The organism is Tateyamaria sp. 7Alg 36, assembly GCF_059882455.1.
Genome location: NZ_CM187613.1, coordinates 1,612,378 through 1,635,573, shown reverse-complemented (window position 1 = coordinate 1,635,573; position 23,196 = coordinate 1,612,378). Strand labels below are relative to the sequence as shown.

Genomic DNA, 23,196 nt, shown 5'->3' with positions numbered 1-23,196 from the left:
GGGAAGAAAGAGGGTACCATCTGTGGTCGACAGCACGCACGACATGACAAAAACCTCCGAGCAGGATTCTGTCAGCTTTTCTAAATATGACAGACGCAGTCTGTCATATGCGTCGACGTTTGATGACCCGTGGAAGGCGACCTTTATCCGTGTGATGGAGGCGCTGACAGGCAAGCTGACCATCCTGCGCCTGATCCGTAAATTCGAAAGCCAAGAGGCTCCGACAGGCCAAGGGTTCTGGCGCGCGGCGCTGGATGTGATGGGCATCGATCTCACCACCCCGCAGCACCAGTTGGACCGCATCCCGAAAACTGGCCCCGTCATCGTCGTGGCGAACCACCCCCATGGCATGGTCGACGGTATGATTTTTGCCGATTTGATCGGTCGTGTGCGCCCCGATTACCGCATCCTCACACGGTCCCTTTTGACCGCGATTGACGAGGTCGCGGGCGGCTACATGATCCCTGTGCCGTTCCCGCATGACCCCAATGCACAGCGCAAGGGTGTCGAGATGCGCGCCAAGGCGATGGCGCATCTGAAAGAGGGCGGCGTTGTCGCCTTGTTCCCGTCGGGCGCCGTTGCCGCATCCGAAACGTGGTGGGGCGACGCGGTCGAGGGCGAGTGGGCGGTGTTCACCGCGCAGTTGATCCGCCGTTCCGGTGCCACGGTCGTGCCGATGAAGTTCTTGGGCCGCAACAGCCGCGCCTACCAGATCGCCAACAGGATTTCCCCGATGCTGCGGCAGGGTCTGCTGCTGCACGAGATCGTGCATTCGCTGAACAAGCCGCAGGGGCCGATTGTCGGCCACCCGCTGCCTGCCGGAGACGTCGAAAAGTGGAAAGACGATCCGCGCGGCTTTATGGAATGGCTGCGCGCGCACACCCTGTCGCTGAAAGACTGACTTGAAAGCGCAGACGCCTAGCGCGTCGGCACCGGTGTTTCCCCGCGATAATCGTAGAAACCGCGCTGCGTCTTGCGGCCCAGCCATCCGGCCTCGACATATTTGGTCAGCAGCGGGCAGGGGCGGTACTTGGTATCGGCCAGCCCGTCATGCAGCACGTTCATGATCGCCAGACAGGTGTCCAGCCCGATGAAATCCGCCAGTTCGAGCGGCCCCATAGGGTGGTTTGCGCCAAGTTTCAGGGATGAGTCGATTGATGACACCGACCCGACCCCTTCGTACAGGGTATAGACCGCCTCGTTGATCATCGGCATCAGGATGCGGTTCACGATGAATGCGGGGAAATCTTCGGCTGTGGCGGCTGTTTTGCCCAGCTTGTCGACCACGGCCTTGCAGGCGTCAAAAGTTTCGCGGTCGGTCGCGATACCACGGATCAGTTCCACCAACTGCATCACCGGCACTGGGTTCATAAAGTGGAAGCCCATGAACTTTTCAGGGCGGTCCGTGCGGCTGGCCAGACGCGTGATCGAGATCGACGAGGTGTTTGACGTCAGGATCGTGGTGGGTTTGAGATGCGGCAGCAGGTCTTCAAAGATCGCCTGTTTGACTGTTTCGCGCTCGGTGGCGGCTTCGATCACAAGATCGCTTTGGCCCAGATCACCCAAGGTCTGGGTGGTGGTGATCCGCGCCACGGCGGCGGCCTTGTCCTCGGCTGAAATCTTTTCGCGGCTGACCTGGCGTTCCAGATTGCGGTCGATGGTCGACACCGCCCCGCTCAGCGCTTCGGCAGAGATATCGTTCAACAGCACATCATAGCCTGCAAGGGACATGACGTGGGCAATCCCGTTGCCCATTTGCCCTGCACCCACGATTCCAACGGTTTTGATGTCCATGATCACCCTCTTTTACAGCCGCTGCACCATAGGGTCAGCAGCGGGGCGGGGGCAAGGCTTTGCGCGCAGGGGGCAGGGCGGGGGCTGCCCCAAAATGGTCACGTTTGATTAGGGAACTGGCAAGCCGCGCATGCGACACAGCCCACGGGTAAATAAGAAAGAGTGGGTCACATGAGTTTTGAAACGTTAAGTCCGAGCGAGCTTGACTACCTGCCGTGCAGGTACGGGAATTCGAAGGTGCTGTTTCGGGGGCCGCGCCGGTCGTTGGACAAGCCGTTTATCGCGTTTTTCGGCGGCACGACCACCTATGGCAAGTTCATCCGCACCCCGTTCCCTAACAGGGTCGAGGAAGAGTTGGGCATGACCTGCGTGAACTTCGGCAGCATGAATGGCGGTATCGACGTCTATGCCAGCGATCCGTTTCTGCGCGACGCGTCCACCAAAGCAGCGGCAACCGTGTTGCAGATCACCAGCCCGCGCAACATGTCCAACCGTTTCTACCGTGTGCACCCGCGCCGCAATGACCGCTTTGTCGATGCGAGCCCCTTGCTGCGCGCGGTCTTTCGCGATGTGGATTTTGCCGAGTTCAACTTTACCAACCATATGCTGACCCGTCTGGCGACTGTTTCGCCCGACAGGTTTCAGGCCGTGATCGAGGAGTTGCGAACGGCATGGACCGCCCGCATGCGCCTTGTTCTCAGCCAGATCACGGGCAAGTCGGTCCTGCTTTGGGCCAGTGACCGCACGCCGGAGGAACGGATTGACGAGGTTGACGTGCATCCCGCTTTTGTCACGCGCGAGATGATTGATGACGTGAAAAACTGCGCCACGACATATGTCGAGGTTGTCGCCTCGGATGCAGCAAGGGCGCAGGGCACGCAAGGGATGATCATGCGCGACCTTGATGCACCGGCGGCGCAGTCGATGCTGGGGCCGCAAGCGCATGACGATGTGGGCCGTGCAGTCAGTGCGGCGCTGCGCGACATCCTCTAACACAAAAGGCCCGGCGCATCGCTGCACCGGGCCTTTCTAATTCATGCCAACCGGATCAAAGCTTTTCAATCAACTCGGGTACGGCGGTGAACAGGTCCGCAACAAGGCCGTAATCCGCAACTTGGAAGATTGGCGCTTCTTCGTCCTTGTTGATCGCGACGATGATCTTGCTGTCTTTCATACCGGCAAGGTGCTGGATCGCACCGGAAATGCCGACCGCGACATAAAGCTCGGGCGCGACGACTTTACCGGTTTGGCCAACCTGCCAGTCGTTCGGCGCATAGCCCGAATCGACGGCAGCGCGGGATGCGCCAACAGCGGCGCCCAGCTTGTCTGCCAGCTTTTCAATCAGGGCAAAGTCCTCTTCCGAGCCGACGCCGCGTCCACCGGACACGACCACACCGGCCGAGGTCAGCTCTGGGCGGTCGCTGGCGGCGACTTTGTCCTCGACCCACGAAGACAGGGCCGGATCAGCGGCTGCACCGATGTTTTCCACCGAAGCGGAGCCACCTGTGCCTGCGGCATCAAAGGTTGATGTCCGGAAGGTGATGACCTTTTTGCCATCGCTCGATTGCACGGTCTGGATCGCGTTGCCCGCATAGATGGGGCGTTCGAACGTGTTGGCGTCGATCACGGCGGTTGCTTCCGAAATCACCATTGCGTCCAGCAGCGCGGCAACGCGCGGCATGACGTTCTTGGCGTCGGTGGTCGCAGGGGCCACGATGTGTTCGTAATCACCCGCAAGCGACACGATCAGATCGGCCACTGGTTCGGCCAGACGTTTGCCATAGAGGGTATCTTCGGCGCACAGCACCTTGGACACACCTTGGATTGTCGCGGCTTCGGCGGCGGCGTCGGCGCAGCTTGCGCCCGTTGCAAGGACAATCACGTCGCCCAAGGCACCGGCTGCGGTCACGGCCTTGGCCGTTGCGTCCATTGCCAGTACGCCGTCATTGATTTCTGCCATCAGAAGGACTGCCATTACACTGCCCCCGCTTCTTTGAGTTTCGCCACAAGTTCGTCAACCGAACCCACTTTGATGCCAGCCGCACGCGCTTCGGGCTCTGTCGTTTTGACAACCGTCAGGCGGGGGGCGGGATCAACGCCGTAATCGGCTGCTGTCTTTTCATCCAGCGGCTTTTTCTTGGCTTTCATGATGTTGGGCAGGGACGCATAGCGCGGCTCGTTCAGGCGCAGATCAACGGTGATGACCGTTGGCATAGACACTTCGATGGTTTGCAGACCGCCGTCCACTTCGCGTGTGACCTTGGCCTTGTCGCCGGAAATCTCGACGTCCGAAGCGAATGTCGCTTGGCTCCAACCCATCAGTGCGGACAGCATCTGGCCGGTCGCGTTCATGTCGTTGTCGATGGCCTGCTTGCCGCACAGCACCAGACCGGGCTGTTCTTCGTCGACGATGGCCTTGAGGATCTTGGCAACGGTCAGCGGCTCGATATCGGTGTGCACGTCATCGGCGGCAATCACCAGAATGGCGCGGTCCGCGCCCATGGCGAGTGCGGTACGCAGCGTTTCCTGCGCCTGTTTCACACCGATGGAGACGGCGACGATTTCATCGGCCTGACCCGCTTCCTTGAGGCGGATCGCCTGTTCGACTGCAATCTCGTCAAACGGGTTCATCGACATTTTCACATTGGCGAGATCAACACCCGAACCGTCCGCTTTGACGCGCACTTTCACGTTGTAGTCGATCACGCGTTTGACAGGCACCAACACCTTCATGAGCGTTCCTCTCCTCAGTTAACGACTCGTCTTTTGACGAGTGACTTTTTCCGTCCCGTCCGGTTTACCCAACACACCGCTGAGGAAACAGGCCAAAATCGTCACGTCATCCCCTCGGGACGCCGCGTTTTCGGTCATAGCGTCCTGAAGTGGGCGGGCAAGGTCAGTCCCGATGCGCCCCCGGCACCCATAGAACATCATCCTTGCCGCCGTTATTGGCAATGCGCGCAGCGACAAAGAACCAATCGCTGAGCCGGTTCAGATATTTGACGGCGGCGGGGTTCACGTCTTCGATGCCCGCCAGTTCTACGGCCAACCGTTCGGCGCGGCGGGCCACGGTGCGACACACATGCAGATGCGCAGACAGGGCCGAACCACCTGGCAGGATAAAGCTGCGCAGCGGGGTCAGGTCGGTGTTCATCGCGTCGATTTCCTGTTCCAGCCGCGCCACTTGGGCATCCGTCACCCGCAGGGGCGGGTATTCGGCCTCGGCATCCTGCGCCATATCGGGGCGGCACATGTCTGCACCCAGATCGAACAAGTCATTCTGGATACGGCTAAGGGCGGCGTCCATATCACCCGTCGCGTTCAGACGCGCGACCCCGACAAAACAGTTCAACTCGTCCGAAGTGCCATAGGCAGAGACGCGCAAATCGTGCTTGGCCACGCGTGTTCCGTTGCCCAATGCGGTTTCGCCCGCGTCACCGGTACGGGTGTAGATCTTGTTCAGCACAACCATGGCTTATTCTCCCCTGCTTTGGCGCAGGAACACATAGGCGACGATCAGCAGAACGGCGACGAATTGCGCCGCCAGTCGATAACGCATCAGTTTGTTGGAGTTCTTCTGCGCCCAGCCCGATCCCTTGGCAAACCCGCCAAGGCCCAGCATCAGCACCACGACCACCGCAAGGCAGGCAAGCACAACAAGAATGAAAAACGGGTCCTGTCCCATGATTTGGTCCTTTTTAAATGGTCCGTGTGATGTAGCGGCCTAGGGCGTAAAAGCGAATGTGGTGTTGGGTCACGGCTGTGCGAGAAGTCGATCCAGCAGCGATGCGGGCAGGATACGGCGCAGAAATGCCATCAGATAGGTTGGCGTCGTCACCAGATAGCGGCGGCGCGGGCGCGACGATTCCAGTGCGTGCCGCAGTTTCTTCACAACGGCCTCTGGGGGCAGTTCGAATGTGTCGGGGCCGCGATCTTCATACAGGCGTTTACGCAGGCGGGTGCGGTATTGGTCGGCGCGGGGCGAAGATTCCCAGTCGATCCAGCGTTCGAAGTGGGGGATGGAATTGGCCCTGATCTTGCTGGTGATCGGACCCGGTTCGATCAGCACAACGTGGATGGGCGTGTCGCGCATCTCGATCCGCAGCGTGTCAGTCAGCGCCTCTAGAGCGAACTTGGTGCTGCAATAGGCCGCGCGCCACGGCAACGTGACAAAGCCAAGGACCGAAGAACATTGCACGATCCGCCCGTGCCCTTGCTCCCGCATCACGGGGATCACGGCGCGGGTAAGTTCGTGCCAGCCGAAAAAATTGGCCTCGAAAATTTCGCGGAGAGCTTGGGTTGGCAAATCCTCGACCGCGCCGGGCATGCCGTACGCACCGTTGTTGAACAGCGCATTCAGTTGCCCGCCTGTGGCCTCCAGCACTTCGTCAAGGCCCGCGTGGATCGTGTCGGTATCGGCATAATCGATGCGCGGGCTGAGGAAACCCAGATCGCGCAAGCGGGCGCAGTCTTTCTCGGCGCGGCAGGACGCAAAGACCTGCCAACCCGCATCGCGCAATCCAAGCGCTGCGGCATAGCCGATCCCAGAGGAACATCCGGTGATGAGAATGGATTTCTGAACCATGTGCTGCGCCCTTTTTGTCGGGCGCAGGTCTGGCAGATGTGCGGTTACGTCACAAGTTGCGAATGGGCTTAGCCGTCGCTGAGCAGGAAATCCGCCATCCAGCCGGTGGTGCCGCCGCCAACAGGGCGCATCTGAACCCAACCGTTGCCGGGATTGTCGAGGATCTCGACCTTGTCGCCGCGTACAAGGCGGTTCACGACCGAGTATCCAGTGCCCGGACCGCCGCGCACGTTAACGCTCGACCCCGTTACGGCACGGACGTCAAAGTTGCCTTGCGCCTGCTCACGGGGTTCTTCACCGCGCTGGCCAAAGCTGACCGGCGTGATCACGGGTTTGTCCACGATCAGGCTGGGGATGATGATGGTGGGTTCTTCTTCGCTCACGGCGTTCTGGACGGCAACGACGCGCTTGGCCTGAATGCTGCGGGACTTGGCAGGACGCACGACATCTTCAACGGACGTGAGGGACAGCGATACGCGTGTCACATCCTCGGAACCGGACAGGGCAGGGGCCGGTGCAATCTGTGCCTGTGCAACCTGTGTACGCTCAAGCGGTTGCTGGCGTACGTCCGATGGCGGGTCGATTCGCGCAAGGCGTGTCTCCTCGGGGTCGAAGTCCGATCCACCGCTGAGTTCGTAGAAAGCGAATGCCAGAAAGGCAAAACATACCAAGATAAATCGCGCCATTAGAGCGTCCCCCAAAACTTACTATCGTGTACGGTCTGAGCAGCGTTTGTTGACAGTACAACTTCGTCCTATCAGACGCCGTTGTTTCGTTCACTGGTAAAGACTCAGAATTTTTCCCCCTTCGGGGATGTTGTTGTGACTATGCAACTGACGAAAGGGCAATTTGGTTCCCGCACGTGGTGAAAATGCGGTTGACCGCTTGTCGCCTGAAACCGCGCCCGCTAGACAGCATCTATGTCAGATCAGGCCGACGCCCCCAACATGGACCTTTCCGAACCGCTGCGCCGCGCATTGGGCGAGCGTTACCTGACCTATGCGCTGTCCACGATCATGCACCGCGCGCTGCCCGATGCCCGCGACGGGTTGAAGCCGGTGCACCGCCGCATTCTTTATGCGATGCGCGAATTGCGCCTGTCCTCGACGGGTGGTTTCCGGAAGTCGGCCAAGATTTCGGGCGACGTGATGGGTAACTATCACCCCCACGGTGATGCGGCGATTTACGATGCGATGGCGCGTCTGGCGCAGGATTTCAACGTCCGCTACCCGCTGGTCGATGGCCAAGGGAACTTTGGCAACATCGACGGCGATAACCCCGCCGCCAGCCGTTATACCGAAGCGCGCATGACCGCCGTGGCCGAAGCGCTACTGGACGGTCTGAACGAAAACAGTGTCGATTTCCGCGACAACTATGATGGCACGCTGACCGAACCTGTGGTCTTGCCCGCGCAGTTCCCGAATCTGCTGGCCAACGGGTCCAGCGGGATCGCGGTGGGCATGGCCACCAATATTCCGCCGCACAATATCGCAGAACTTTGTGATGCATGCGTGCATCTGATCAAAACGCCCGACGCGCGCGACGACACGTTGCTGAACTTTGTGCCGGGCCCTGATTTCCCGACCGGCGGCATCATCGTCGAACCGCCCGAACAGATCGCGACGGCCTATCGCACGGGCAAGGGCGGTTTCCGCCTGCGCTGCCGTTACGAGGTCGAGGATTTGGGCCGTGGCCAGTGGCAGATTGTCGTCACCGAGATTCCCTATCAGGTCCAGAAGTCCAAGCTGATCGAAAAGCTGGCGGAACTGATCCAGACCAAGAAGATCCCGATTCTGGGCGATGTGCGCGACGAATCTGCCGACGACATCCGCCTTGTGCTGGAACCGCGATCCAAGAATGTCGATCCGGACGTTCTGATGGGGATGCTGTACCGCAACTCCGATCTCGAGGTGCGGTTCTCGCTTAACATGAACGTGCTGATCGACGGCGTCACGCCCAAGGTCTGTTCGATGAAGGAAGTGCTGCGTGCTTTCCTTGATTTCCGTCGCGAGGTTCTAGTCCGGCGCAGTGAGCACCGGATGGAAAAGATCGACCATCGGCTTGAGGTGCTTGAGGGGCTAATCGTTGCCTTCCTGAACCTTGATCGCGTGATCGACATCATCCGCTATGACGACGATCCCAAGGCCGCCCTGATGCGCGAGGACTGGTCGCTGGATCACCCCCGCGCCATGAGCGAGGCGGATTATGTCGGCCCGAAACCCGGTCCGGGTGAGCTGAGCGATGTGCAGGCCGAAGCCATCCTGAACATGCGCCTGCGGTCTTTGCGTCGCCTCGAAGAGGTCGAGTTGCTGCGCGAACAGTCCGAGTTGATGGAAGAACGGGCAGGTCTTGAAGATTTGCTGGCCAACGAAGGGCTGCAATGGGACGCGATCTCGACCCAGCTCAAGGCTACCAAAAAGCAGTTCGGCAAGGATTACGAAGGTGGCGCGCGCCGCACCACCTTTGCAGAGGCCGGAACAGTCGAGGACGTGCCGCTGGAGGCGATGATCGACCGTGAGCCGATCACCGTGGTGTGCAGCCAGATGGGCTGGATCCGCGCGATGACGGGCCATATCGACCTGAACCGCGAGTTGAAATTCAAGGACGGCGACGGACCGCGCTTTACCTTCCATGCCGAAACCACCGACCGACTGCTGGTCGTGGGGTCGAACGGGCGGTTCTATACGCTGTCGGCCTCCAACCTGCCTGGTGGGCGGGGCATGGGCGAACCGTTGCGCCTGATGGTGGACCTGCCGAACGAGGTGCAGATCCATTCGATCCTGATCCACGCACCGGGCCGTAAGCTGCTGGTGGCGTCCAGCGCGGGCGACGGGTTTATCGTGCCCGAAGACGATGTGATCGCGCAGACCCGCAGCGGCAAACAGGTGCTGAACGTGCGCGGCGATGTCAGTGTGGCGGTTTGCAAACCCGTTCAGGGCGATAGCGTCGCAGTGGTCGGTGAGAACCGCAAGGTTCTGGTGTTTGATCTGGCCGAACTGCCGGAAATGGCACGCGGCAAAGGCGTGCGTTTGCAGCGCTACAAGGATGGCGGGCTAAGCGACGCGACCACCTTTGTGGGCGACGACGGCCTAAGCTGGAGCGATCCCGCAGGGCGCACCCGCACCCAGACCGAGCTTGCCGAATGGAAGGGCAAACGCGCCAGCGCGGGACGGATGGCGCCGCGCGGGTTCCCCAGAGATAACAAATTCAATTGATCCGTGAGGGTCCTTAGCCAAAAGTTCATTATTTCGTACAAAGGACCATTTTTCCGATGAGCACGCAAATTCAGGGCCGCTATTTTGGCAAAAAGGCCCCGTTGTTCCGCCTTTATTTCCTGACCTCGCTGCTGACGCTGCTGACGCTGGGCATCTACCGTTTTTGGGCCAAGACCCGCATTCGTAAATACATCTGGTCGGCCACAACGGGCGACGATGACAGCTTTGAATACACCGGAACGGGGCTTGAAAAGTTCCTTGGGTTTTTGGTCGCGATTGTGATTCTGGCGATCTATCTCGGCATCGTGCAGATGGCGCTGTTCTATTTCGGCCTGAACCTGTTCAACGAACCGCAATCAGTCGGGCAAGAGTTGGCGCAGCTTGGCGCGATCTATATCACCGTGCTGGCGGTGCTGCCCCTCATGCTGTTCGCGCGCTACCGTGCGCGGCGGTACAAGATGGCGCGCAGCCGTTGGCGTGGCATCCGTTTCGGGATGGATCACGGCGCATGGGGCTATGCGTTCCGCGCGCTTGGTTACTATCTGCTGAACATCATTACCCTGGGTCTGCTGAACCCGCTGGTCACCTTTCGGCTGGAAAAATACATGGCCGACCGCAGCTGGTATGGCGACGCGCCGTTTGAACAATTGGGGCGGTGGCAAGATCTTTATGGCGGGATGAAGCATATCTTTATGGGCCTCGCCATCATCATTGTTGGTATCGGCATTGCGGCCATGGGGGCGAGCTCCTCAAGTATTGGCGCAGGGATCGGGGGCGGGATCGTCACGGTTGTCGGCTATATCTGGGCGATGATCGGAATGGTCTATTACCGCGTTTTTGCCTTCAACTACCTGACCCGCAACAAGGTGCTGGACGGGATTGTGACCTTTGACGCACATCTGGCGACAGGGCGGGTTCTGTCCATTGTCATCATCGGCACGATCATCATCTCGATCCTGATGGGCGTTGTCTTCGGTGTGATCGGCGGCTTGATGGCCACGATGACCGACGCCGTTGTGGGGGGCAATCCGCTGCTCTTGATCGTTCTGGCGGTGCTGTATCTGTTCGCCTTTTTGGTGGCAGGGGCGCTTGGGCTGGTCATCATCACCCAGCCAATCATCGAACACGCGGTGAACAACATCCATGTGCACAACGCCGATCACCTGAACACGATCCAGCAACGGGCCGCAGATGCAGGTGCGGATGCCGAAGGGTTTGCCGATGCTCTCGACATAGGCGGGGCTATCTGATGATCGCCTTCGCGCGGTTTTTTGATGGCGAAAGCGGACAGCGGCTGGATGTCGAACTGTCCGTGGATACCGCCGCGCGCACGCTGAAGATTGAACATCCAGACCTGCCCATGGGGTCGCAATACTGGCCCTTGGACGCCATCCGCGCACTGGCGGATCACGCGCGTGACGACCAGCTTGTGCTCAGCCTGCGGGCCGATGCGGCACTGGACAGTGCGCTGATCAAAACGGCGCGGCTGACGCTGGATGACCCCGAAATGATCCGCGCCTTGCAACGGCTGTGTCCGCACCTGAACCGCCGCGATGTGGCGCAGGGGGCGGCGCGCAAGATCGTAACCCGCGTCGGTCTGGCTGTGGCGGCGGTCGTGATCATGATCTTTGTCATCCTGCCCGCGCTGGCGAACACCATGGCAACCCTGATCCCGATCGAACGCGAGGTCGCCTATGGCAAAACCGTTGTGAACCAGATGGAGCGGTTTTTGGGCGGGCGCTCAGTCGGTGGGCTGTCCTGTACGAATGCTGACGGGGTTGCCGCCCTAAACGCGATGACGGACCGGCTGACCGCGGCGGGCGATCTGGCCTATGACCTCAACGTGACGGTGTTCGACCACAAGATGGTAAATGCCTTTGCCGCGCCCGGCGGTCAGATCGTGATCATGCGCGGCCTTATCGACAAGGCCAAGACACCGGACGAAGTGGCCGCCGTCCTCGCGCACGAGATCGGTCATGTGGAGGCACGCGATACCACCCGCAACGCCTTGCGTGCGGCGGGCTCTGCGGGTCTGCTCGCGCTGGTATTGGGGGATTTCGTGGGCGGCTCTGCCGTGGTTGTGGTGGCGGAACACACACTCAACGCGTCCTATACCCGCGAAGCCGAGGCGGCGGCGGACCTGTTCGCGCTGGAAATGCTGGATGCGTCCGGAACCAGTGCCGAGGCGCTGGCGACCTTCTTTGACAGCCTCAGTGATTTGGAACGCAAGATGCCGGACCTGCCGGTCTATCTGTCGAGCCACCCCGAAACCGTCGACCGTGCCGAAGCGGCCCGCATCTTTGCACGCGGGCAGGGTGTAACCAACCCGATCCTGTCGGACGCCGAATGGACGGCGTTACAGAACATTTGTGACGGGCGTCCCAAGCGCGCGGTAAAAGACGGCGACTAGGCCGGTTCGGCCGTCAGCCAGACGCCGCCTTCGGGGCGTACCGTCAGGATCATCACAGGCTCTGGATTGCGCCCCTGAACGGGGGAATAGCGAAAGCGGCTGAGCAGAGTTGCCAGTATGATCACCGCCTCTTGCAGGGCAAAAGATGCGCCGATGCAGATGCGCGGCCCGTCCCCGAAGGGCAGATAGGCATAGCGGTTGATCGCCTTGCGGTCGGCAAAGCGCGCAGGGCGGAACGCATCCGGATCGTCCCAGTGCAGCCTTGAGCGGTGCAGCGCATAGATCGGCACCATGCAGGTATCACCGGGCCGGATTTCCCGACCGCACAGAACGTCATGCGCCAGCGCGGTGCGCGACACCATGCCCGCAGGGGGATAAAGGCGCAGTGCCTCGTCCACGATCTGGCGGATCAGGGGCAGGTTTTCGACATCGTCGCCAGTTGCGGCGCGTCCGTTCAGCACCGATTGCGCCTCGGCGCGGGCGGCATCCTGAATGTCCTGATCGAAGGCCACCAGATACATGGACCAAGCAAGGGTCAGGGCGGTGGTCTCGTGCCCCGCCACGATAAAGGTCAGCAGGTTGTCCCGTAATTCTGCCGTGTTCATCCGACGCCCTGATTTGGGGTCTTCGCCTGCCAGCAGCAGGTCGAGCAGATCGGGCACCCCTTCGGCCCCGCGCTTGGCGCGTGCGTCAATGGCGCGGTCGGCCACAGCCTTCATATCGCGCAATGCGCGGCCCGACACTAACCGTCCCGGACGGGGAATCCAGTCGGGCGCGCCAATAATGTCGAACAAGGAAATCTTGCCCGCCTCGGCGATGTAATCGTCGATGGCATTGTGCACCGCATCGCGGTCAAAGGCGTCGCCGCCGGAAAAGGTCACATCGGCAATCACGTCGAAAGTGGTGGTCACCATCTCATCCAGAAAGTTGAGGGCGCGGGGGCCTGCGGCGGCGACACGGTCGGCGGCGCGCTCTGCGGCTTTGGTCATGATCGGCGCGAGGTTCATCATGTTGCGATGACTGAACGCGGGCGCTGCCGTGCGCCGTTGCCAGCGCCAATGCGCCCCTTCGGCAATAAACAGGGATTCGCCAATTGCAGGGCGCAGCAGGTTCTTGGTCACGTCGGATTTCGGATAATCTTCCAGCCGGTCGAGCAGCATCCGGCGGATGGCCTCTGGGTCCATGACCATATGCCACCGCTTGCCTGTGCGTCCCGACACCATCGGCTGGGTCACGGCGATTTCAGGGATGATGCGCAGCACGTTCTTGCGCGCCATGGACAGGCTTTTCCACAACCCCCAGGGTTCGTTGACCAAAGGCACGCGCACCGGCAGATGTGGGGGGGCAGCGGTATCAGGCATCGGGATCTCCTATCCTATACCTAACATATATTGCCGCATGGCCCTCGTGCAATTGCGCCTTGGTCGCACCTGCGCTATTGCCCGCAAAGGAAAATGAGGAGTGAGCGGTGATGATGCGTCTTGTGTTCGGCATGACAATGTTGGTTCTGGCAGCAGCTTGCAGCCCAAGCGCGGATCTGGATGGCCCACCTGTGCCGCTCGGTGACTTCAGCTTGCACCACAACATCGTTATCGCCTCGAAGGCACAGCGCGGTCCGCTTTCCCGCAAGGCAACCGAGGAACAATTGGCCAGCACTGTGCAGGCGGCGATTGCCGAACGGTTCGACCGCTATGACGGGCCAAGCCGCTATCACTTCGGCATCTCGGTCGAAGGTTATGTGCTGGCGCAACCCGGTGTGCCGCTGGTGCTGGCACCGAAATCCGCACTGATCCTGAACGTGACCGTCTATGACGATGCGGCGAATAAAAAGCTGAACGACACCCCCGAACAGATCACCGTTCTGGAAACCTTTGGTACCGCGCCGATCATCGGCACCGGCTACACGATGAGCGCCGAAGAACAGCTGACCGAGTTGAGCCGTAATGCCGCCAAAGCGGTTGAACGGTTCCTTGTGCGCGAACAGGCCGACAAGGGCTGGTTTACGCCGGATGCCGACGCCGCACCGGCAGTGGCCGCAGCCGAATAAGGCGGGCCTCACAGTACTACATTTTGGGCGGGCGGCGGCGCCTTGGCGCTGCTTCCGCAATACGAAACCCTGCCCGTGACGGTCCTGTTGGCCCGTTTGCGCCAAATGGCACGGGTTTGATGCAAGACCGCTTGATTTCCGTCCGCATTCGCAATAAACGCCCCGCGATATAAACGCGGGCGTTTGCCCGTTCACAGAGCGAAAAGGGCGTCTTGAAAGATGGCAAAGGCAAAGTTTGAACGCACGAAACCGCACGTTAACATTGGCACGATTGGCCACGTTGACCACGGCAAGACCACGCTGACAGCGGCGATCACGAAGTATTTCGGCGACTTCCAGGCGTATGACCAGATTGACGGCGCGCCCGAAGAGAAAGCCCGCGGGATCACCATTTCGACAGCGCACGTTGAGTACGAGACAGAGACCCGTCACTACGCCCACGTCGACTGCCCCGGCCACGCTGACTATGTGAAGAACATGATCACCGGTGCGGCGCAGATGGACGGCGCGATCCTGGTTGTGAACGCAGCCGATGGCCCGATGCCCCAAACGCGCGAGCACATCCTGCTGGGCCGTCAGGTTGGTATCCCGACCATGGTTGTCTACATGAACAAAGTTGACCAGGTTGACGACGAAGAGCTGCTCGAGCTGGTGGAAATGGAAATCCGCGAGCTGCTGTCCTCCTACGAGTACCCAGGCGACGACATCCCCGTCATCCCCGGTTCGGCTCTGGCCGCGATGGAAGGCAACAAGCCAGAAATCGGCGAAGAGTCCATCCGCAAGCTGATGGCTGCCGTTGACGAGTACATCCCGACACCAGAGCGTGCGGTTGACCAGCCGTTCCTGATGCCCGTCGAAGACGTGTTCTCGATCTCGGGTCGTGGTACCGTTGTGACCGGTCGTGTCGAGCGTGGCGTGATCAACGTTGGTGACGAAATCGAAATCGTCGGCATCAAGGACACACAGAAAACGACCTGCACAGGCGTTGAAATGTTCCGCAAGCTGCTGGACCGCGGTGAAGCAGGCGACAACATCGGCGCCCTGCTGCGTGGTATCGACCGTGAAGCGGTTGAGCGTGGTCAGGTTCTCTGCAAGCCAGGTTCCGTGAACCCACACACCAAGTTCGAAGCCGAAGCCTACATCCTGACCAAAGAAGAAGGTGGCCGTCACACGCCATTCTTCGCGAACTACCGCCCACAGTTCTACTTCCGTACAACGGACGTGACAGGCACAGTTCAACTGGCAGAAGGCACAGAAATGGTCATGCCAGGCGACAACGTGTCGTTCGGCGTTGAACTGATCGCACCGATCGCGATGGAGCAGGGCCTGCGCTTCGCGATCCGCGAAGGCGGCCGCACCGTTGGCGCGGGCGTTGTGTCGAAAATCAACGAGTAAGGCTGCGGAGGCGCCCTGAAAAGGGCGCCTTTCTTGCAGAATGAACACAGTCGGGTCGCAGGCACAGCCTTGCGGCCCGTTTTTCTTTGTCAGCGCGAAACCTGCCCGCTACGCTGTAAGACAACCATAAAAACGACTTGAGCAGGCAGCAGATGACACACCCCTATGAAAATATGGGGCCGGAGAGCTATTGGAAAACCGCCGTAGCTACACCCGGCGCCTATGGCCTCAGCGGCCTTTGGACTCCGAAATTTTCGGTAAAGCAAAGCCACCGGGTCGTGACGGCGGGGTCGTGTTTTGCCCAGCATATCGGCAAGGCGCTGTCGGATCGCGGCTATGGCTGGCAAGATTGCGAAGCGCCTCCGCCCTTTCTGCTGGGGGCGGATGCGCGCCGCTTTGGCTATGGCATTTTCAGCTTTCGCACCGGCAATATCTATACGCCGTCCATGTTGTTGCAGTGGCTCGAGCTTGCCTATGGCGCGCGTCCCGAAGTGCGCGAGGTTTGGGAAAGGGACGGACGGTTCTATGATCCGCTGCGCCCAGCCATCGAACCTGACGGCTTTGCCAGCGCCGACGAATTGTGGGCAGCGCGGCAGGTCACCTATGCTGCCCTGCGCCGTGCCATCGAAACGTCGGATGTGTTGGTCTTTACGCTCGGTCTGACCGAACGCTGGCACAACGCCGAAACGGGTCTGGAATATGCGCTGTGTCCCGGCACAGTGGCGGGCACCTTCGATCCGGAACAGCATGTGTTCGTCAACGCCAACACGCGCCGCACCATGAATGCCTTGAAACGCGCGCTGAAATTCGCCCGCTCAAAGAACCGCCGTTTGAAAGTGTTGTTGACTGTTTCGCCTGTACCGCTGACGGCGACGGCCTCGGGGCAGCACGTGCTGACGGCCACGCAATATTCGAAATCGGTGCTGCGCGCCGTGGCTGGCATGGCCTGTGAAGAGTTCAAGTGGATCGATTATTTCCCATCGTTCGAGATCATCACCCACCCGATATTCCGCGGCATGTTCTTTGCGCCGAACATGCGGTCGGTCGTGCCCGAAGGGGTGGCAACGGTGATGCGCCATTTCTTTGAGGATCAGACACGGGCCTTTGGCGCACAAGTGTCCGCGGACCAGCCGCCAGCCGCAGCGCCGGTCGTTCCCGCACCCCAAGAGGACGTGAAATGCGAAGAGGAGTTGTTGAATGCCTTCGCAGCCTGACACAGCCGCGCCGCGCATCTGCTTTTTCGGCGACAGCCAGTTGGGCAGCTTGCGCAACGCTTTGCGCGAGGGGCTGACACAGGCCCCCACAGGTGCGCATGTCGAATTCTGGGGCGCGACGGGGCCTGCCTTTCGCCAGATCGAATGGCGCGGCGGGGCCATCCGCGCAAAGGGCGACGCGCTGGACATGGCGCTGACCATTAACGGAAACGGGCGTGAGTTTCTGGCGCCGGACGATTTCGATACGTTCATATTTTACGGGGCGCGCTACCGCGTTAGCGAGTTTTTCGGCCCCTACCTGCAATGGATGGGTGAGAACGGTCATGCGCCTAGTCGCGCAGTCCGCGCAGCCTCGGGCCGTATGTTCGCCGAATGCACACGGGCCTATCGCATGGCGCAGCAACTGGCAAAAGCGGGACGGCGTGTCATCTATGTGCCCGCGCCTTTCTACACCGACGGGATCAAGAACCTCGACGCGCCGAAACAATTTCTGGGGCTGTATCCGGCGGCGGCGCAGGCCATGGAAGCACAGCGCGATATCGTCTGGTCTACTCTGTGCGAAGTGGCGGCGCAGGATGGTATCCACCTAGTTCGCCAGCCCGAAGATACTGTGACCCGCGGCGCGCTGACATGCGCCGAATATGCCTGCGCTGATGCTAAGGAAAATGGCGACTTCGGGCACAAATCCCCTGCTTTCGCGGCGCGCTGGATGGAAGAGGTCTGGCCGCTATTAACACCTGCACGGCAAGCGGCATAAGGCGGGCGCGAAACAGCAAAAAGGCCGCTGCGAGCAGCGGCCTTTTGTGTCTGATATCGAACCGTTTTAGGCGGCAGCGTCGCGGTTGACTTCGCCGGTCGCAATTTCTGTCATTGTGCGGTCGCCATCATAGGTGTGGTCCAGCAGTTTTTGCAGACGCGCACCTTCTTCGTCCAGACCCAAGCGATTGGCAAAGGCAGTCACACAGCCGTACCCAGCCAGAGCGTAGTGCACCATGCGCTGGTATTGCGTGATGATCATTGCATCGCGCGCATCGTCACTGCCGAACTCGGCGTCGATGCCGTGGGCATGCGCTTCTTTCGCAAGCCCTTCCATGCCTTTGCAATGTTCGCCATCTGGGTCGATGTCATGCAGGGCACAGATCGACTTCAGCTCATCAATGCCTTCGGCGATGCCGTTGGCTCCGGCGATCAGCGCCTTGGACAGATCTTCGTTTTTGGCTGCGCGGCCGAGCGCGGTTGTCGCTTCCATCGCTTGCGAGCACGCGCTGTGCAGGTCCTGAAGTTGGTCGTGATAGACGTCGTGCAGATTGTTCAAGGCCATGTCGTGTTCCTTTCGTAGTGTTACGATTGCTGACAAAACGCGCCCCATGCGGAAGGGTTCCATGAATTTGGTGGCCGGAACGTGGCGGAACGGATTCCACATTGGCGCGCAAACAGGTCTTGATCTTGGCAAAACCTTCGCATATCCCGCGTGCACCGTAGGGGTATAGCTCAGCTGGTAGAGCGACGGTCTCCAAAACCGTAGGTCTCGGGTTCGAACCCTGATGCCCCTGCCACTTCCTTCACATTGTTAGGACTTACCGCCTTTGCGGGCGCGGGAATCGTTTGCCTTGCGGTTCAGGCCGCAAGGGCTGTGGTGCGCGTTTTAGTAAACGCTTTTTAATAATGTCCGGGGTGAGTGTGGCGTCTTCACAGACAGTTCTGCGGACCTATCATGCAGTGTTTCCACCCTCGCGACAGTGACACAAAGCTGCCTCAATCCGGTCACTTTTGGCCCATCTTTCAGCCCTAGCAGCGCCACACCCGCTGACGGCCAGCAGGGCGCGCTGCAAAATTATTTAAGTGCGGCGCACCGCCAAATTGATCGGCCTGGAGACGACAATGACATACGAACACCTTAAGGGGCGTCCGCAGCCTGTGGACGACGAAGAAACGATGGCCTCCATCCGCGCGATTTTGGTTGAGGACACAGCGCAGGAAAAACCACGGCGCGGGCTGCTTGGCCGTGCCGAACCTGTTGCGCAGGACGCACCAGTTGAAGCCGCACCTGTGACGGCGCAGCCTGCCGTTGTCGCGCCAGCACCCACCCGCGCCGACATCCTGCCCGATCTGCACGCCCCCGAGGAACAGCCGCGCCGTGCGCCCAAAGCCCCTGCGGAACCATCAGTGCTGTGGCACATGATTACGTCCGTGCCGTCGTTATTGATCCGCTTTCGCCCCAGCACACGCCTTATTGCGGTGATGTGCATGGCGCTACTGGTTGTGCTGCGTCCCCACTGGTTCCTGATCTCCGGTGTTCTGACTTGCGCCGTGACGCTGATGATCGTCCTGCTTGCTGGGCCCGCGCGCCTCTGGCGCTTGGTGGCGCGCTGGCTCAACCGTGTCGAGCGGCGCAACCCCGCCCGCGCGGCGGCGGTACGGGCGCGCGTGGACCGCATTGCCTGCCGCTGGGACGCGGTGCTTGACCGCTTTCCTGAAACCCTCGTCGACGCGCTGTATATGCCCGATCTGCACTCCCTTCAGATGGCCGAAGCGTTGCGCACAGGATCGCCACATATGGACCACCTTGCGCACGACGCATAGGCACTGGGGCGGGACGGCGCGTTATCTGCCTTGAAATCGCCGCCCTTGCCCGTTACATGCCTGTCAATCTAAGACAGGGATGTGAAAACGCGCCATGGCCACCACCAATCCACTCCAGTTTATCCAGCAGGTCCGCTCGGAAGTTTCCAAGGTTGTCTGGCCAACCCGTCGCGAAGTGTTGTTGACCACTGTTATGGTCTTTATCCTCGCGGCACTGACGGCTGTGTTTTTCGCGCTGGTCGATATCCTGATCCGTGGCGGCCTTGAGGCCATTCTGAACCTGTTCGGCTAAAGCGGATTACGGGGGCGGGACTTGCACTTTGAAAACGTGCAGAGTATTCCGCAATCTGACCACAGATGAGGCGCGCGGCGATTCGAAGCCCCGCGCCGATTTTTATTCAGGTCGACCCATGCACATGCATGTGGAATTGAAAGTCTAATCGGGCAAGGGGCCACAGACACATGGCAAAACGGTGGTATTCGGTCAGCGTACTCTCGAACTTCGAAAAGAAGATCGCCGAGACGATCCGCACGTCCGTGGCGGAGAACGGTCTTGAGGACGAGATCGACGAAGTCTTGGTCCCCACCGAGGAAGTCATCGAAGTGCGCCGCGGCAAGAAGGTCACGACCGAGCGTCGCTTTATGCCCGGCTATGTGCTGGTCCACATGGAAATGTCCGATCAGGGCTACCACCTGATCAACTCGATCAACCGCGTCACAGGGTTTCTTGGTCCGCAGGGCCGCCCCATGCCGATGCGCGATGCCGAAGTGAACCAGATCCTGAACCGCGTGCAGGAAGGCGAAGAAAGCCCGCGCACCCTGATCCACTTCGAGATCGGCGAGAAGGTCAAGGTCAACGACGGCCCGTTCGAGGATTTCGACGGCATGGTCGAAGAAGTCGACGACGAGAACCAGCGCCTCAAGGTCACCGTGTCCATCTTTGGCCGCGAAACACCGGTCGAGCTGGAATTCACACAGGTCAACAAACAGATCTGACCCTGAACATCATTGTTCTCTAAATATGCAAGGCCGGCCCTTTCCACGGGGCTGGCCTTTTTCTTTGTGCGCGCCGTTTGCCGCTGCGCCCGTTCCCGTTGAATACTGTCCCAGCCCCGAAATTTGGCAGGCCGAAATCGCGTTTATCGCGATTTTTCCGTCCCAAATGACGCTAGAACCCTTCGAACCCGTATCCACTGTTGACGAACGCGGCGGATTTTCGCCTAATTGTGGTGTTGAGTGCTATATCAAGCGTTTTTGCAAAAAAGTAGCAGTGTATCTTGGGGGATATAATGAATTTTAAGGGGATAAAGGACAGCCTTCCATGGCTGGTTCCGTCAGCAGCGATTATTTTTGCGGGCACCGGATATCTGGCGAGCGTGTACGGCACCTCGCCACAAAGCCAGCCCGTTGTCGCCGAAACCGCGTCGATGCCGTCGGCTCAGGAACAGATTGAAAACCTGCAAGCGGCCCTTGATGCGGCTCTTCTGGCCAATGCGGCTGTGGACGAGGATGTGGTGACACGGCAGGCAGGCGCCGCGTCCGACATGAGCGATCTGCAACCCGTGGCGCCGCTGGCCGCGCCGCAACCCGCGCAGGTATCGATGGTGCCCGTACCCACACCCGCCGCCGAACCCGCGCCCGAGGCCGATCTGCGACAGGCGGCGCTGACCACGCCCCACGCAGCGGCCAAGATGTTCGCCTCTGGCCAAGCGGCGATCGAGGATGCCGCGCTGTGCAAAGATGATCTGCGCAATCTGACGGATCAGGCGGTTGTCTATTTTCCCAGCGGCGGCGTCACGGCCGATGCGGGCGGGATCGAACAGGGGCGGCTGATCGGCTTGGTCGCGCAATCCTGCGACGGAGTGCAAATCCGCGTCGAGGGGCATTCCGATCCGTCGGGTGATCCAGCGGCGAACATGCGTCTAAGCGAACAGCGCGCGCGGCAGGTGATCCAGCGCATCGCCGCTTCGGGCATCGACACCAGCATGTTCGTCGCTGCGGGCATGGGGGACAAACAACCCTCTGGCGTGTCCGGCCCGCAGGGCGCTGCGTTCTACGACCGCCGCGTCGAGTTCAAGGTGGTCGAAGAGGTCCAGCGCGTTGCCATGCGCACAACCGGTGCGGCCAAGCCTTGGGCGAACGCTACCTGCGTGACCGCGCTTGAACGCGCGGCAACCGGCACATCGCTGTTCTATGCGCCCCGTTCGGTATCGCTGCCATCGCAGGATCTGGAAACCGCGCTGGAGATTGCGACCCTCGCTGTGGAATGCCCGCACGCGCGTCTGCGCGTGGTCGGGCACCACTCAGGCGATCTGCAAGACCGCGAATCGGTGCGCACAGGGCTTTTGCGCGCCAAGGCTCTGATGGCGATGATGGTGGGACGCGGGATCGCGCCCGAACAAATCATCATCGCGGCCCACTCCAAACCGCTCGATGCCTCCGGCATGCCCGGAAGTCGTGTGATCTTCGATGTGATCCTCGAAGAGGAATAAGCGTCGCCGGGGCGGTCCCGCATGGGGCCGCACGCCCAAAGAGGCATCATTTCGACCTTGATCCCAAGACAGGAGCGCTGTATGCGGCGCTCCTGTTACCTTTTTGGTGACATCCCATGTGGGAGGCGAGGACGACGCGTTGTCTGCTGCCGGACCACATCAACCGCATCCCGGCGTCGCGACGTTCGGGAGTTGAAAAGGAGAATGGCTCATGGCCAAGAAACTCGTCGGGACGATGAAGCTGCAAGTTAAAGCAGGTCAGGCAAACCCGTCCCCACCCGTCGGCCCCGCACTGGGTCAGCGCGGCATCAACATCATGGAATTCTGCAAGGCGTTCAACGCCAAGACCGCAGACATGGAGCCCGGCGCCCCATGCCCGACCGTGATCACCTATTACCAAGACAAATCCTTCTCGATGGACATCAAGACGCCACCAGCGTCCTACTACCTCAAGAAGGCTGCCAAGGTTTCCTCCGGTGCCAAAACGCCATCGCGCGAAACAATCGGCACTGTCAGCGTCGCTCAGGTGCGTGAAATCGCCGAAGCGAAAATGGCCGATCTGAACGCCAACGACATCGAAGGCGCGATGAAGATCATTCTGGGCTCTGCCCGCTCTATGGGCATCGAGGTGAAGTAAGATGGCAAAATACGGAAAACGCACAACCGCCGCCCGCGAAGCATTCGCAGGCAAGTCCGACGTCACCGTCGAAGAGGCCGTGTCGCTGGTCAAGAACAACGCCAAAGCCAAGTTTGACGAGACCATCGAAATCTCGATGAACCTCGGTGTTGACCCTCGCCACGCGGACCAGATGGTTCGTGGTGTTGTCGGTCTGCCAAACGGCACAGGTAAAGACGTGCGCGTCGCTGTGTTCGCACGTGGCCCAAAAGCCGAAGAAGCGCAAAAAGCAGGCGCGGATATCGTTGGCGCAGAGGATCTGATGGAAACCATCCAGTCCGGCAAAATCGAATTCGACCGCTGCATCGCGACACCCGACATGATGCCAATCGTTGGCCGTCTGGGTAAAGTGCTTGGCCCCCGCAACCTGATGCCGAACCCAAAAGTCGGCACCGTGACCATGGACGTCGAAGCGGCTGTGAAAGCGGCTAAAGGCGGCGAAGTCCAGTTCAAGGTGGAAAAAGCCGGTGTGATCCACGCTGGTATCGGCAAAGCATCCTTTGACGAAGCCAAGCTGGCCGAAAACGTCCGTGCCTTTGTTGGTGCAGTCGCCAAGGCCAAGCCATCGGGGTCCAAAGGGACTTACATGAAAAAGGTCTCGCTGAGCTCCACAATGGGCCCAGGCGTCAGCGTCAACGTTGACAGCGCAATCGCCGAGTAAGCCTTTCTAAAGCACACGAATTGAACCGGATCGCGCAAGCGGTCCGGTTTTATTTTTTTCGCATAGTGACGTGCGGATTTTTGTCGCGGATTGCGGATTTCATGTAGGCTGTCTTCCAGAAGTC

The 23,196-nt window shown here is 60.2% G+C and carries 24 protein-coding genes and 1 tRNA gene; 16 read left to right on the top strand and 9 right to left on the bottom strand.

Translation table 11 applies throughout. From position 1 onward, the window contains the following. The first annotated feature begins 43 nt into the window (after positions 1-43). On the top strand, positions 44-901 hold the full coding sequence (locus tag AC6GQJ_RS07960) for a lysophospholipid acyltransferase family protein (protein WP_500773489.1): 858 nt from the start codon (positions 44-46) through the stop codon (positions 899-901). Between the two features lie 17 nt (positions 902-918). Here AC6GQJ_RS07960 and AC6GQJ_RS07955 read toward each other — a convergent pair whose 3' ends face one another. Then, complete coding sequence (locus AC6GQJ_RS07955) at positions 919-1,794, bottom strand: 3-hydroxybutyryl-CoA dehydrogenase (protein WP_500773488.1); 876 nt, start codon at positions 1,792-1,794, stop codon at positions 919-921. A gap of 171 nt (positions 1,795-1,965) precedes the next feature. Between AC6GQJ_RS07955 and AC6GQJ_RS07950 the strand changes: the two genes are divergently transcribed. Further along, on the top strand, positions 1,966-2,787 hold the full coding sequence (locus AC6GQJ_RS07950; RefSeq protein WP_500773486.1) for a DUF6473 family protein: 822 nt from the start codon (positions 1,966-1,968) through the stop codon (positions 2,785-2,787). A 55-nt stretch (positions 2,788-2,842) separates the two neighbouring features. Here the strand turns inward: AC6GQJ_RS07950 and AC6GQJ_RS07945 are convergent, their stop codons facing one another. From AC6GQJ_RS07945 to AC6GQJ_RS07920, 6 genes are all read right to left on the bottom strand, one after another. Beyond that, the gene (locus tag AC6GQJ_RS07945; protein WP_500773483.1) at positions 2,843-3,769 is read right to left on the bottom strand and encodes an electron transfer flavoprotein subunit alpha/FixB family protein; all 927 of its coding nucleotides are present in this window, start codon (positions 3,767-3,769) and stop codon (positions 2,843-2,845) included. Next, complete coding sequence (locus AC6GQJ_RS07940) at positions 3,769-4,527, bottom strand: electron transfer flavoprotein subunit beta/FixA family protein (protein ID WP_500773481.1); 759 nt, start codon at positions 4,525-4,527, stop codon at positions 3,769-3,771. The genes AC6GQJ_RS07945 and AC6GQJ_RS07940 overlap by 1 nt, the downstream gene beginning before the upstream one ends. Before the next feature lie 163 nt (positions 4,528-4,690). After that, positions 4,691-5,266 (bottom strand): cob(I)yrinic acid a,c-diamide adenosyltransferase, encoded by a 576-nt coding sequence (locus tag AC6GQJ_RS07935; RefSeq protein ID WP_500773479.1) that lies wholly within the window; start codon positions 5,264-5,266, stop codon positions 4,691-4,693. Positions 5,267-5,269: 3 nt separating this feature from the next. Beyond that, positions 5,270-5,479: a twin transmembrane helix small protein gene (locus tag AC6GQJ_RS07930; RefSeq protein WP_500773478.1), complete on the bottom strand. Its 210-nt coding sequence runs from the start codon at positions 5,477-5,479 to the stop codon at positions 5,270-5,272. Between the two features lie 69 nt (positions 5,480-5,548). Then, positions 5,549-6,379, bottom strand: coding sequence for an SDR family NAD(P)-dependent oxidoreductase (locus AC6GQJ_RS07925; protein ID WP_500773476.1), 831 nt, complete (start codon positions 6,377-6,379; stop codon positions 5,549-5,551). Between the two features lie 68 nt (positions 6,380-6,447). Continuing rightward, complete coding sequence (locus tag AC6GQJ_RS07920) at positions 6,448-7,065, bottom strand: SH3 domain-containing protein (protein ID WP_500773474.1); 618 nt, start codon at positions 7,063-7,065, stop codon at positions 6,448-6,450. A gap of 234 nt (positions 7,066-7,299) precedes the next feature. Here AC6GQJ_RS07920 and AC6GQJ_RS07915 point away from each other — a divergent pair, with 234 nt between their 5' ends. Genes AC6GQJ_RS07915 through AC6GQJ_RS07905 form a run of 3 tightly spaced genes read left to right on the top strand, consistent with a single transcriptional unit; the run spans position 7,300 to position 12,004 of the window. Continuing rightward, positions 7,300-9,594 (top strand): DNA topoisomerase IV subunit A, encoded by a 2,295-nt coding sequence (locus AC6GQJ_RS07915; RefSeq protein ID WP_500773472.1) that lies wholly within the window; start codon positions 7,300-7,302, stop codon positions 9,592-9,594. A gap of 56 nt (positions 9,595-9,650) precedes the next feature. Further along, positions 9,651-10,844 (top strand): DUF898 family protein, encoded by a 1,194-nt coding sequence (locus AC6GQJ_RS07910; protein WP_500773470.1) that lies wholly within the window; start codon positions 9,651-9,653, stop codon positions 10,842-10,844. Next, complete coding sequence (locus AC6GQJ_RS07905; protein ID WP_500773468.1) at positions 10,844-12,004, top strand: M48 family metallopeptidase; 1,161 nt, start codon at positions 10,844-10,846, stop codon at positions 12,002-12,004. Before AC6GQJ_RS07910 ends, AC6GQJ_RS07905 begins: the two co-directional genes overlap by 1 nt. Here AC6GQJ_RS07905 and AC6GQJ_RS07900 read toward each other — a convergent pair. Next, the gene (locus tag AC6GQJ_RS07900; protein WP_500773466.1) at positions 12,001-13,365 is read right to left on the bottom strand and encodes a cytochrome P450; all 1,365 of its coding nucleotides are present in this window, start codon (positions 13,363-13,365) and stop codon (positions 12,001-12,003) included. The two genes, AC6GQJ_RS07905 and AC6GQJ_RS07900, sit on opposite strands and share 4 nt — an antisense overlap. 110 nt (positions 13,366-13,475) lie before the next feature. Here AC6GQJ_RS07900 and AC6GQJ_RS07895 point away from each other — a divergent pair, with 110 nt between their 5' ends. The 4 genes from AC6GQJ_RS07895 (at position 13,476) to AC6GQJ_RS07880 (ending at position 17,417) form a co-directional block, all read left to right on the top strand. Continuing rightward, positions 13,476-14,051: a hypothetical protein gene (locus AC6GQJ_RS07895; RefSeq protein WP_500773464.1), complete on the top strand. Its 576-nt coding sequence runs from the start codon at positions 13,476-13,478 to the stop codon at positions 14,049-14,051. A gap of 219 nt (positions 14,052-14,270) precedes the next feature. After that, positions 14,271-15,446, top strand: a complete 1,176-nt coding sequence (tuf, locus tag AC6GQJ_RS07890) for an elongation factor Tu (RefSeq protein ID WP_500773422.1) — start codon at positions 14,271-14,273, stop codon at positions 15,444-15,446. Between the two features lie 152 nt (positions 15,447-15,598). Beyond that, positions 15,599-16,660 carry a GSCFA domain-containing protein gene (locus AC6GQJ_RS07885; protein WP_500773462.1) on the top strand — a complete coding sequence of 354 codons (1,062 nt, stop codon included), beginning with the start codon at positions 15,599-15,601 and terminating at the stop codon, positions 16,658-16,660. Beyond that, positions 16,644-17,417: a hypothetical protein gene (locus AC6GQJ_RS07880; RefSeq protein WP_500773460.1), complete on the top strand. Its 774-nt coding sequence runs from the start codon at positions 16,644-16,646 to the stop codon at positions 17,415-17,417. Before AC6GQJ_RS07885 ends, AC6GQJ_RS07880 begins: the two co-directional genes overlap by 17 nt. A 66-nt stretch (positions 17,418-17,483) precedes the next feature. Here AC6GQJ_RS07880 and AC6GQJ_RS07875 read toward each other — a convergent pair whose 3' ends face one another. Beyond that, on the bottom strand, positions 17,484-17,981 hold the full coding sequence (locus AC6GQJ_RS07875; RefSeq protein WP_500773458.1) for a DUF892 family protein: 498 nt from the start codon (positions 17,979-17,981) through the stop codon (positions 17,484-17,486). Positions 17,982-18,140: 159 nt separating this feature from the next. Here AC6GQJ_RS07875 and AC6GQJ_RS07870 point away from each other — a divergent pair. The 7 genes from AC6GQJ_RS07870 to rplA all read left to right on the top strand — a co-directional run bounded on the left by AC6GQJ_RS07870 (position 18,141) and on the right by rplA (position 23,072). Then, a tRNA-Trp gene (locus AC6GQJ_RS07870) sits at positions 18,141-18,216 on the top strand. A 325-nt stretch (positions 18,217-18,541) separates the two neighbouring features. Beyond that, positions 18,542-19,243 carry a hypothetical protein gene (locus tag AC6GQJ_RS07865; protein ID WP_500773456.1) on the top strand — a complete coding sequence of 234 codons (702 nt, stop codon included), beginning with the start codon at positions 18,542-18,544 and terminating at the stop codon, positions 19,241-19,243. 94 nt (positions 19,244-19,337) lie between these two features. After that, entirely contained in the window at positions 19,338-19,535 is a 198-nt protein-coding gene (secE, locus tag AC6GQJ_RS07860) for a preprotein translocase subunit SecE (protein WP_500773454.1), read from the top strand. A gap of 170 nt (positions 19,536-19,705) precedes the next feature. Then, positions 19,706-20,239, top strand: coding sequence for a transcription termination/antitermination protein NusG (gene nusG, locus AC6GQJ_RS07855; RefSeq protein ID WP_500773452.1), 534 nt, complete (start codon positions 19,706-19,708; stop codon positions 20,237-20,239). Positions 20,240-20,532: 293 nt separating this feature from the next. Then, on the top strand, positions 20,533-21,735 hold the full coding sequence (locus AC6GQJ_RS07850) for an OmpA family protein (RefSeq protein ID WP_500773450.1): 1,203 nt from the start codon (positions 20,533-20,535) through the stop codon (positions 21,733-21,735). Positions 21,736-21,946: 211 nt separating this feature from the next. Further along, positions 21,947-22,372, top strand: coding sequence for a 50S ribosomal protein L11 (gene rplK / locus AC6GQJ_RS07845; RefSeq protein WP_500773448.1), 426 nt, complete (start codon positions 21,947-21,949; stop codon positions 22,370-22,372). A 1-nt stretch (position 22,373) separates the two neighbouring features. Then, positions 22,374-23,072, top strand: a complete 699-nt coding sequence (gene rplA / locus AC6GQJ_RS07840) for a 50S ribosomal protein L1 (RefSeq protein ID WP_500773446.1) — start codon at positions 22,374-22,376, stop codon at positions 23,070-23,072. Positions 23,073-23,196: the final 124 nt, after the last annotated feature.

Excerpts from the sequence above, each read along its gene's own strand:
- AC6GQJ_RS07960 (WP_500773489.1), top strand. The coding sequence starts at position 44 with ATGACAAAAACCTCCGAGCAGGATTCTGTCAGCTTTTCTAAATATGAC.
- AC6GQJ_RS07955 (WP_500773488.1), bottom strand. The coding sequence starts at position 1,794 with ATGGACATCAAAACCGTTGGAATCGTGGGTGCAGGGCAAATGGGCAAC.
- AC6GQJ_RS07950 (WP_500773486.1), top strand. The coding sequence starts at position 1,966 with ATGAGTTTTGAAACGTTAAGTCCGAGCGAGCTTGACTACCTGCCGTGC.
- AC6GQJ_RS07945 (WP_500773483.1), bottom strand. The coding sequence starts at position 3,769 with ATGGCAGTCCTTCTGATGGCAGAAATCAATGACGGCGTACTGGCAATG.
- AC6GQJ_RS07940 (WP_500773481.1), bottom strand. The coding sequence starts at position 4,527 with ATGAAGGTGTTGGTGCCTGTCAAACGCGTGATCGACTACAACGTGAAA.
- AC6GQJ_RS07935 (WP_500773479.1), bottom strand. The coding sequence starts at position 5,266 with ATGGTTGTGCTGAACAAGATCTACACCCGTACCGGTGACGCGGGCGAA.
- AC6GQJ_RS07930 (WP_500773478.1), bottom strand. The coding sequence starts at position 5,479 with ATGGGACAGGACCCGTTTTTCATTCTTGTTGTGCTTGCCTGCCTTGCG.
- AC6GQJ_RS07925 (WP_500773476.1), bottom strand. The coding sequence starts at position 6,379 with ATGGTTCAGAAATCCATTCTCATCACCGGATGTTCCTCTGGGATCGGC.
- AC6GQJ_RS07920 (WP_500773474.1), bottom strand. The coding sequence starts at position 7,065 with ATGGCGCGATTTATCTTGGTATGTTTTGCCTTTCTGGCATTCGCTTTC.
- AC6GQJ_RS07915 (WP_500773472.1), top strand. The coding sequence starts at position 7,300 with ATGTCAGATCAGGCCGACGCCCCCAACATGGACCTTTCCGAACCGCTG.
- AC6GQJ_RS07910 (WP_500773470.1), top strand. The coding sequence starts at position 9,651 with ATGAGCACGCAAATTCAGGGCCGCTATTTTGGCAAAAAGGCCCCGTTG.
- AC6GQJ_RS07905 (WP_500773468.1), top strand. The coding sequence starts at position 10,844 with ATGATCGCCTTCGCGCGGTTTTTTGATGGCGAAAGCGGACAGCGGCTG.
- AC6GQJ_RS07900 (WP_500773466.1), bottom strand. The coding sequence starts at position 13,365 with ATGCCTGATACCGCTGCCCCCCCACATCTGCCGGTGCGCGTGCCTTTG.
- AC6GQJ_RS07895 (WP_500773464.1), top strand. The coding sequence starts at position 13,476 with ATGATGCGTCTTGTGTTCGGCATGACAATGTTGGTTCTGGCAGCAGCT.
- tuf (WP_500773422.1), top strand. The coding sequence starts at position 14,271 with ATGGCAAAGGCAAAGTTTGAACGCACGAAACCGCACGTTAACATTGGC.
- AC6GQJ_RS07885 (WP_500773462.1), top strand. The coding sequence starts at position 15,599 with ATGACACACCCCTATGAAAATATGGGGCCGGAGAGCTATTGGAAAACC.
- AC6GQJ_RS07880 (WP_500773460.1), top strand. The coding sequence starts at position 16,644 with ATGCCTTCGCAGCCTGACACAGCCGCGCCGCGCATCTGCTTTTTCGGC.
- AC6GQJ_RS07875 (WP_500773458.1), bottom strand. The coding sequence starts at position 17,981 with ATGGCCTTGAACAATCTGCACGACGTCTATCACGACCAACTTCAGGAC.
- AC6GQJ_RS07865 (WP_500773456.1), top strand. The coding sequence starts at position 18,542 with ATGACATACGAACACCTTAAGGGGCGTCCGCAGCCTGTGGACGACGAA.
- secE (WP_500773454.1), top strand. The coding sequence starts at position 19,338 with ATGGCCACCACCAATCCACTCCAGTTTATCCAGCAGGTCCGCTCGGAA.
- nusG (WP_500773452.1), top strand. The coding sequence starts at position 19,706 with ATGGCAAAACGGTGGTATTCGGTCAGCGTACTCTCGAACTTCGAAAAG.
- AC6GQJ_RS07850 (WP_500773450.1), top strand. The coding sequence starts at position 20,533 with ATGAATTTTAAGGGGATAAAGGACAGCCTTCCATGGCTGGTTCCGTCA.
- rplK (WP_500773448.1), top strand. The coding sequence starts at position 21,947 with ATGGCCAAGAAACTCGTCGGGACGATGAAGCTGCAAGTTAAAGCAGGT.
- rplA (WP_500773446.1), top strand. The coding sequence starts at position 22,374 with ATGGCAAAATACGGAAAACGCACAACCGCCGCCCGCGAAGCATTCGCA.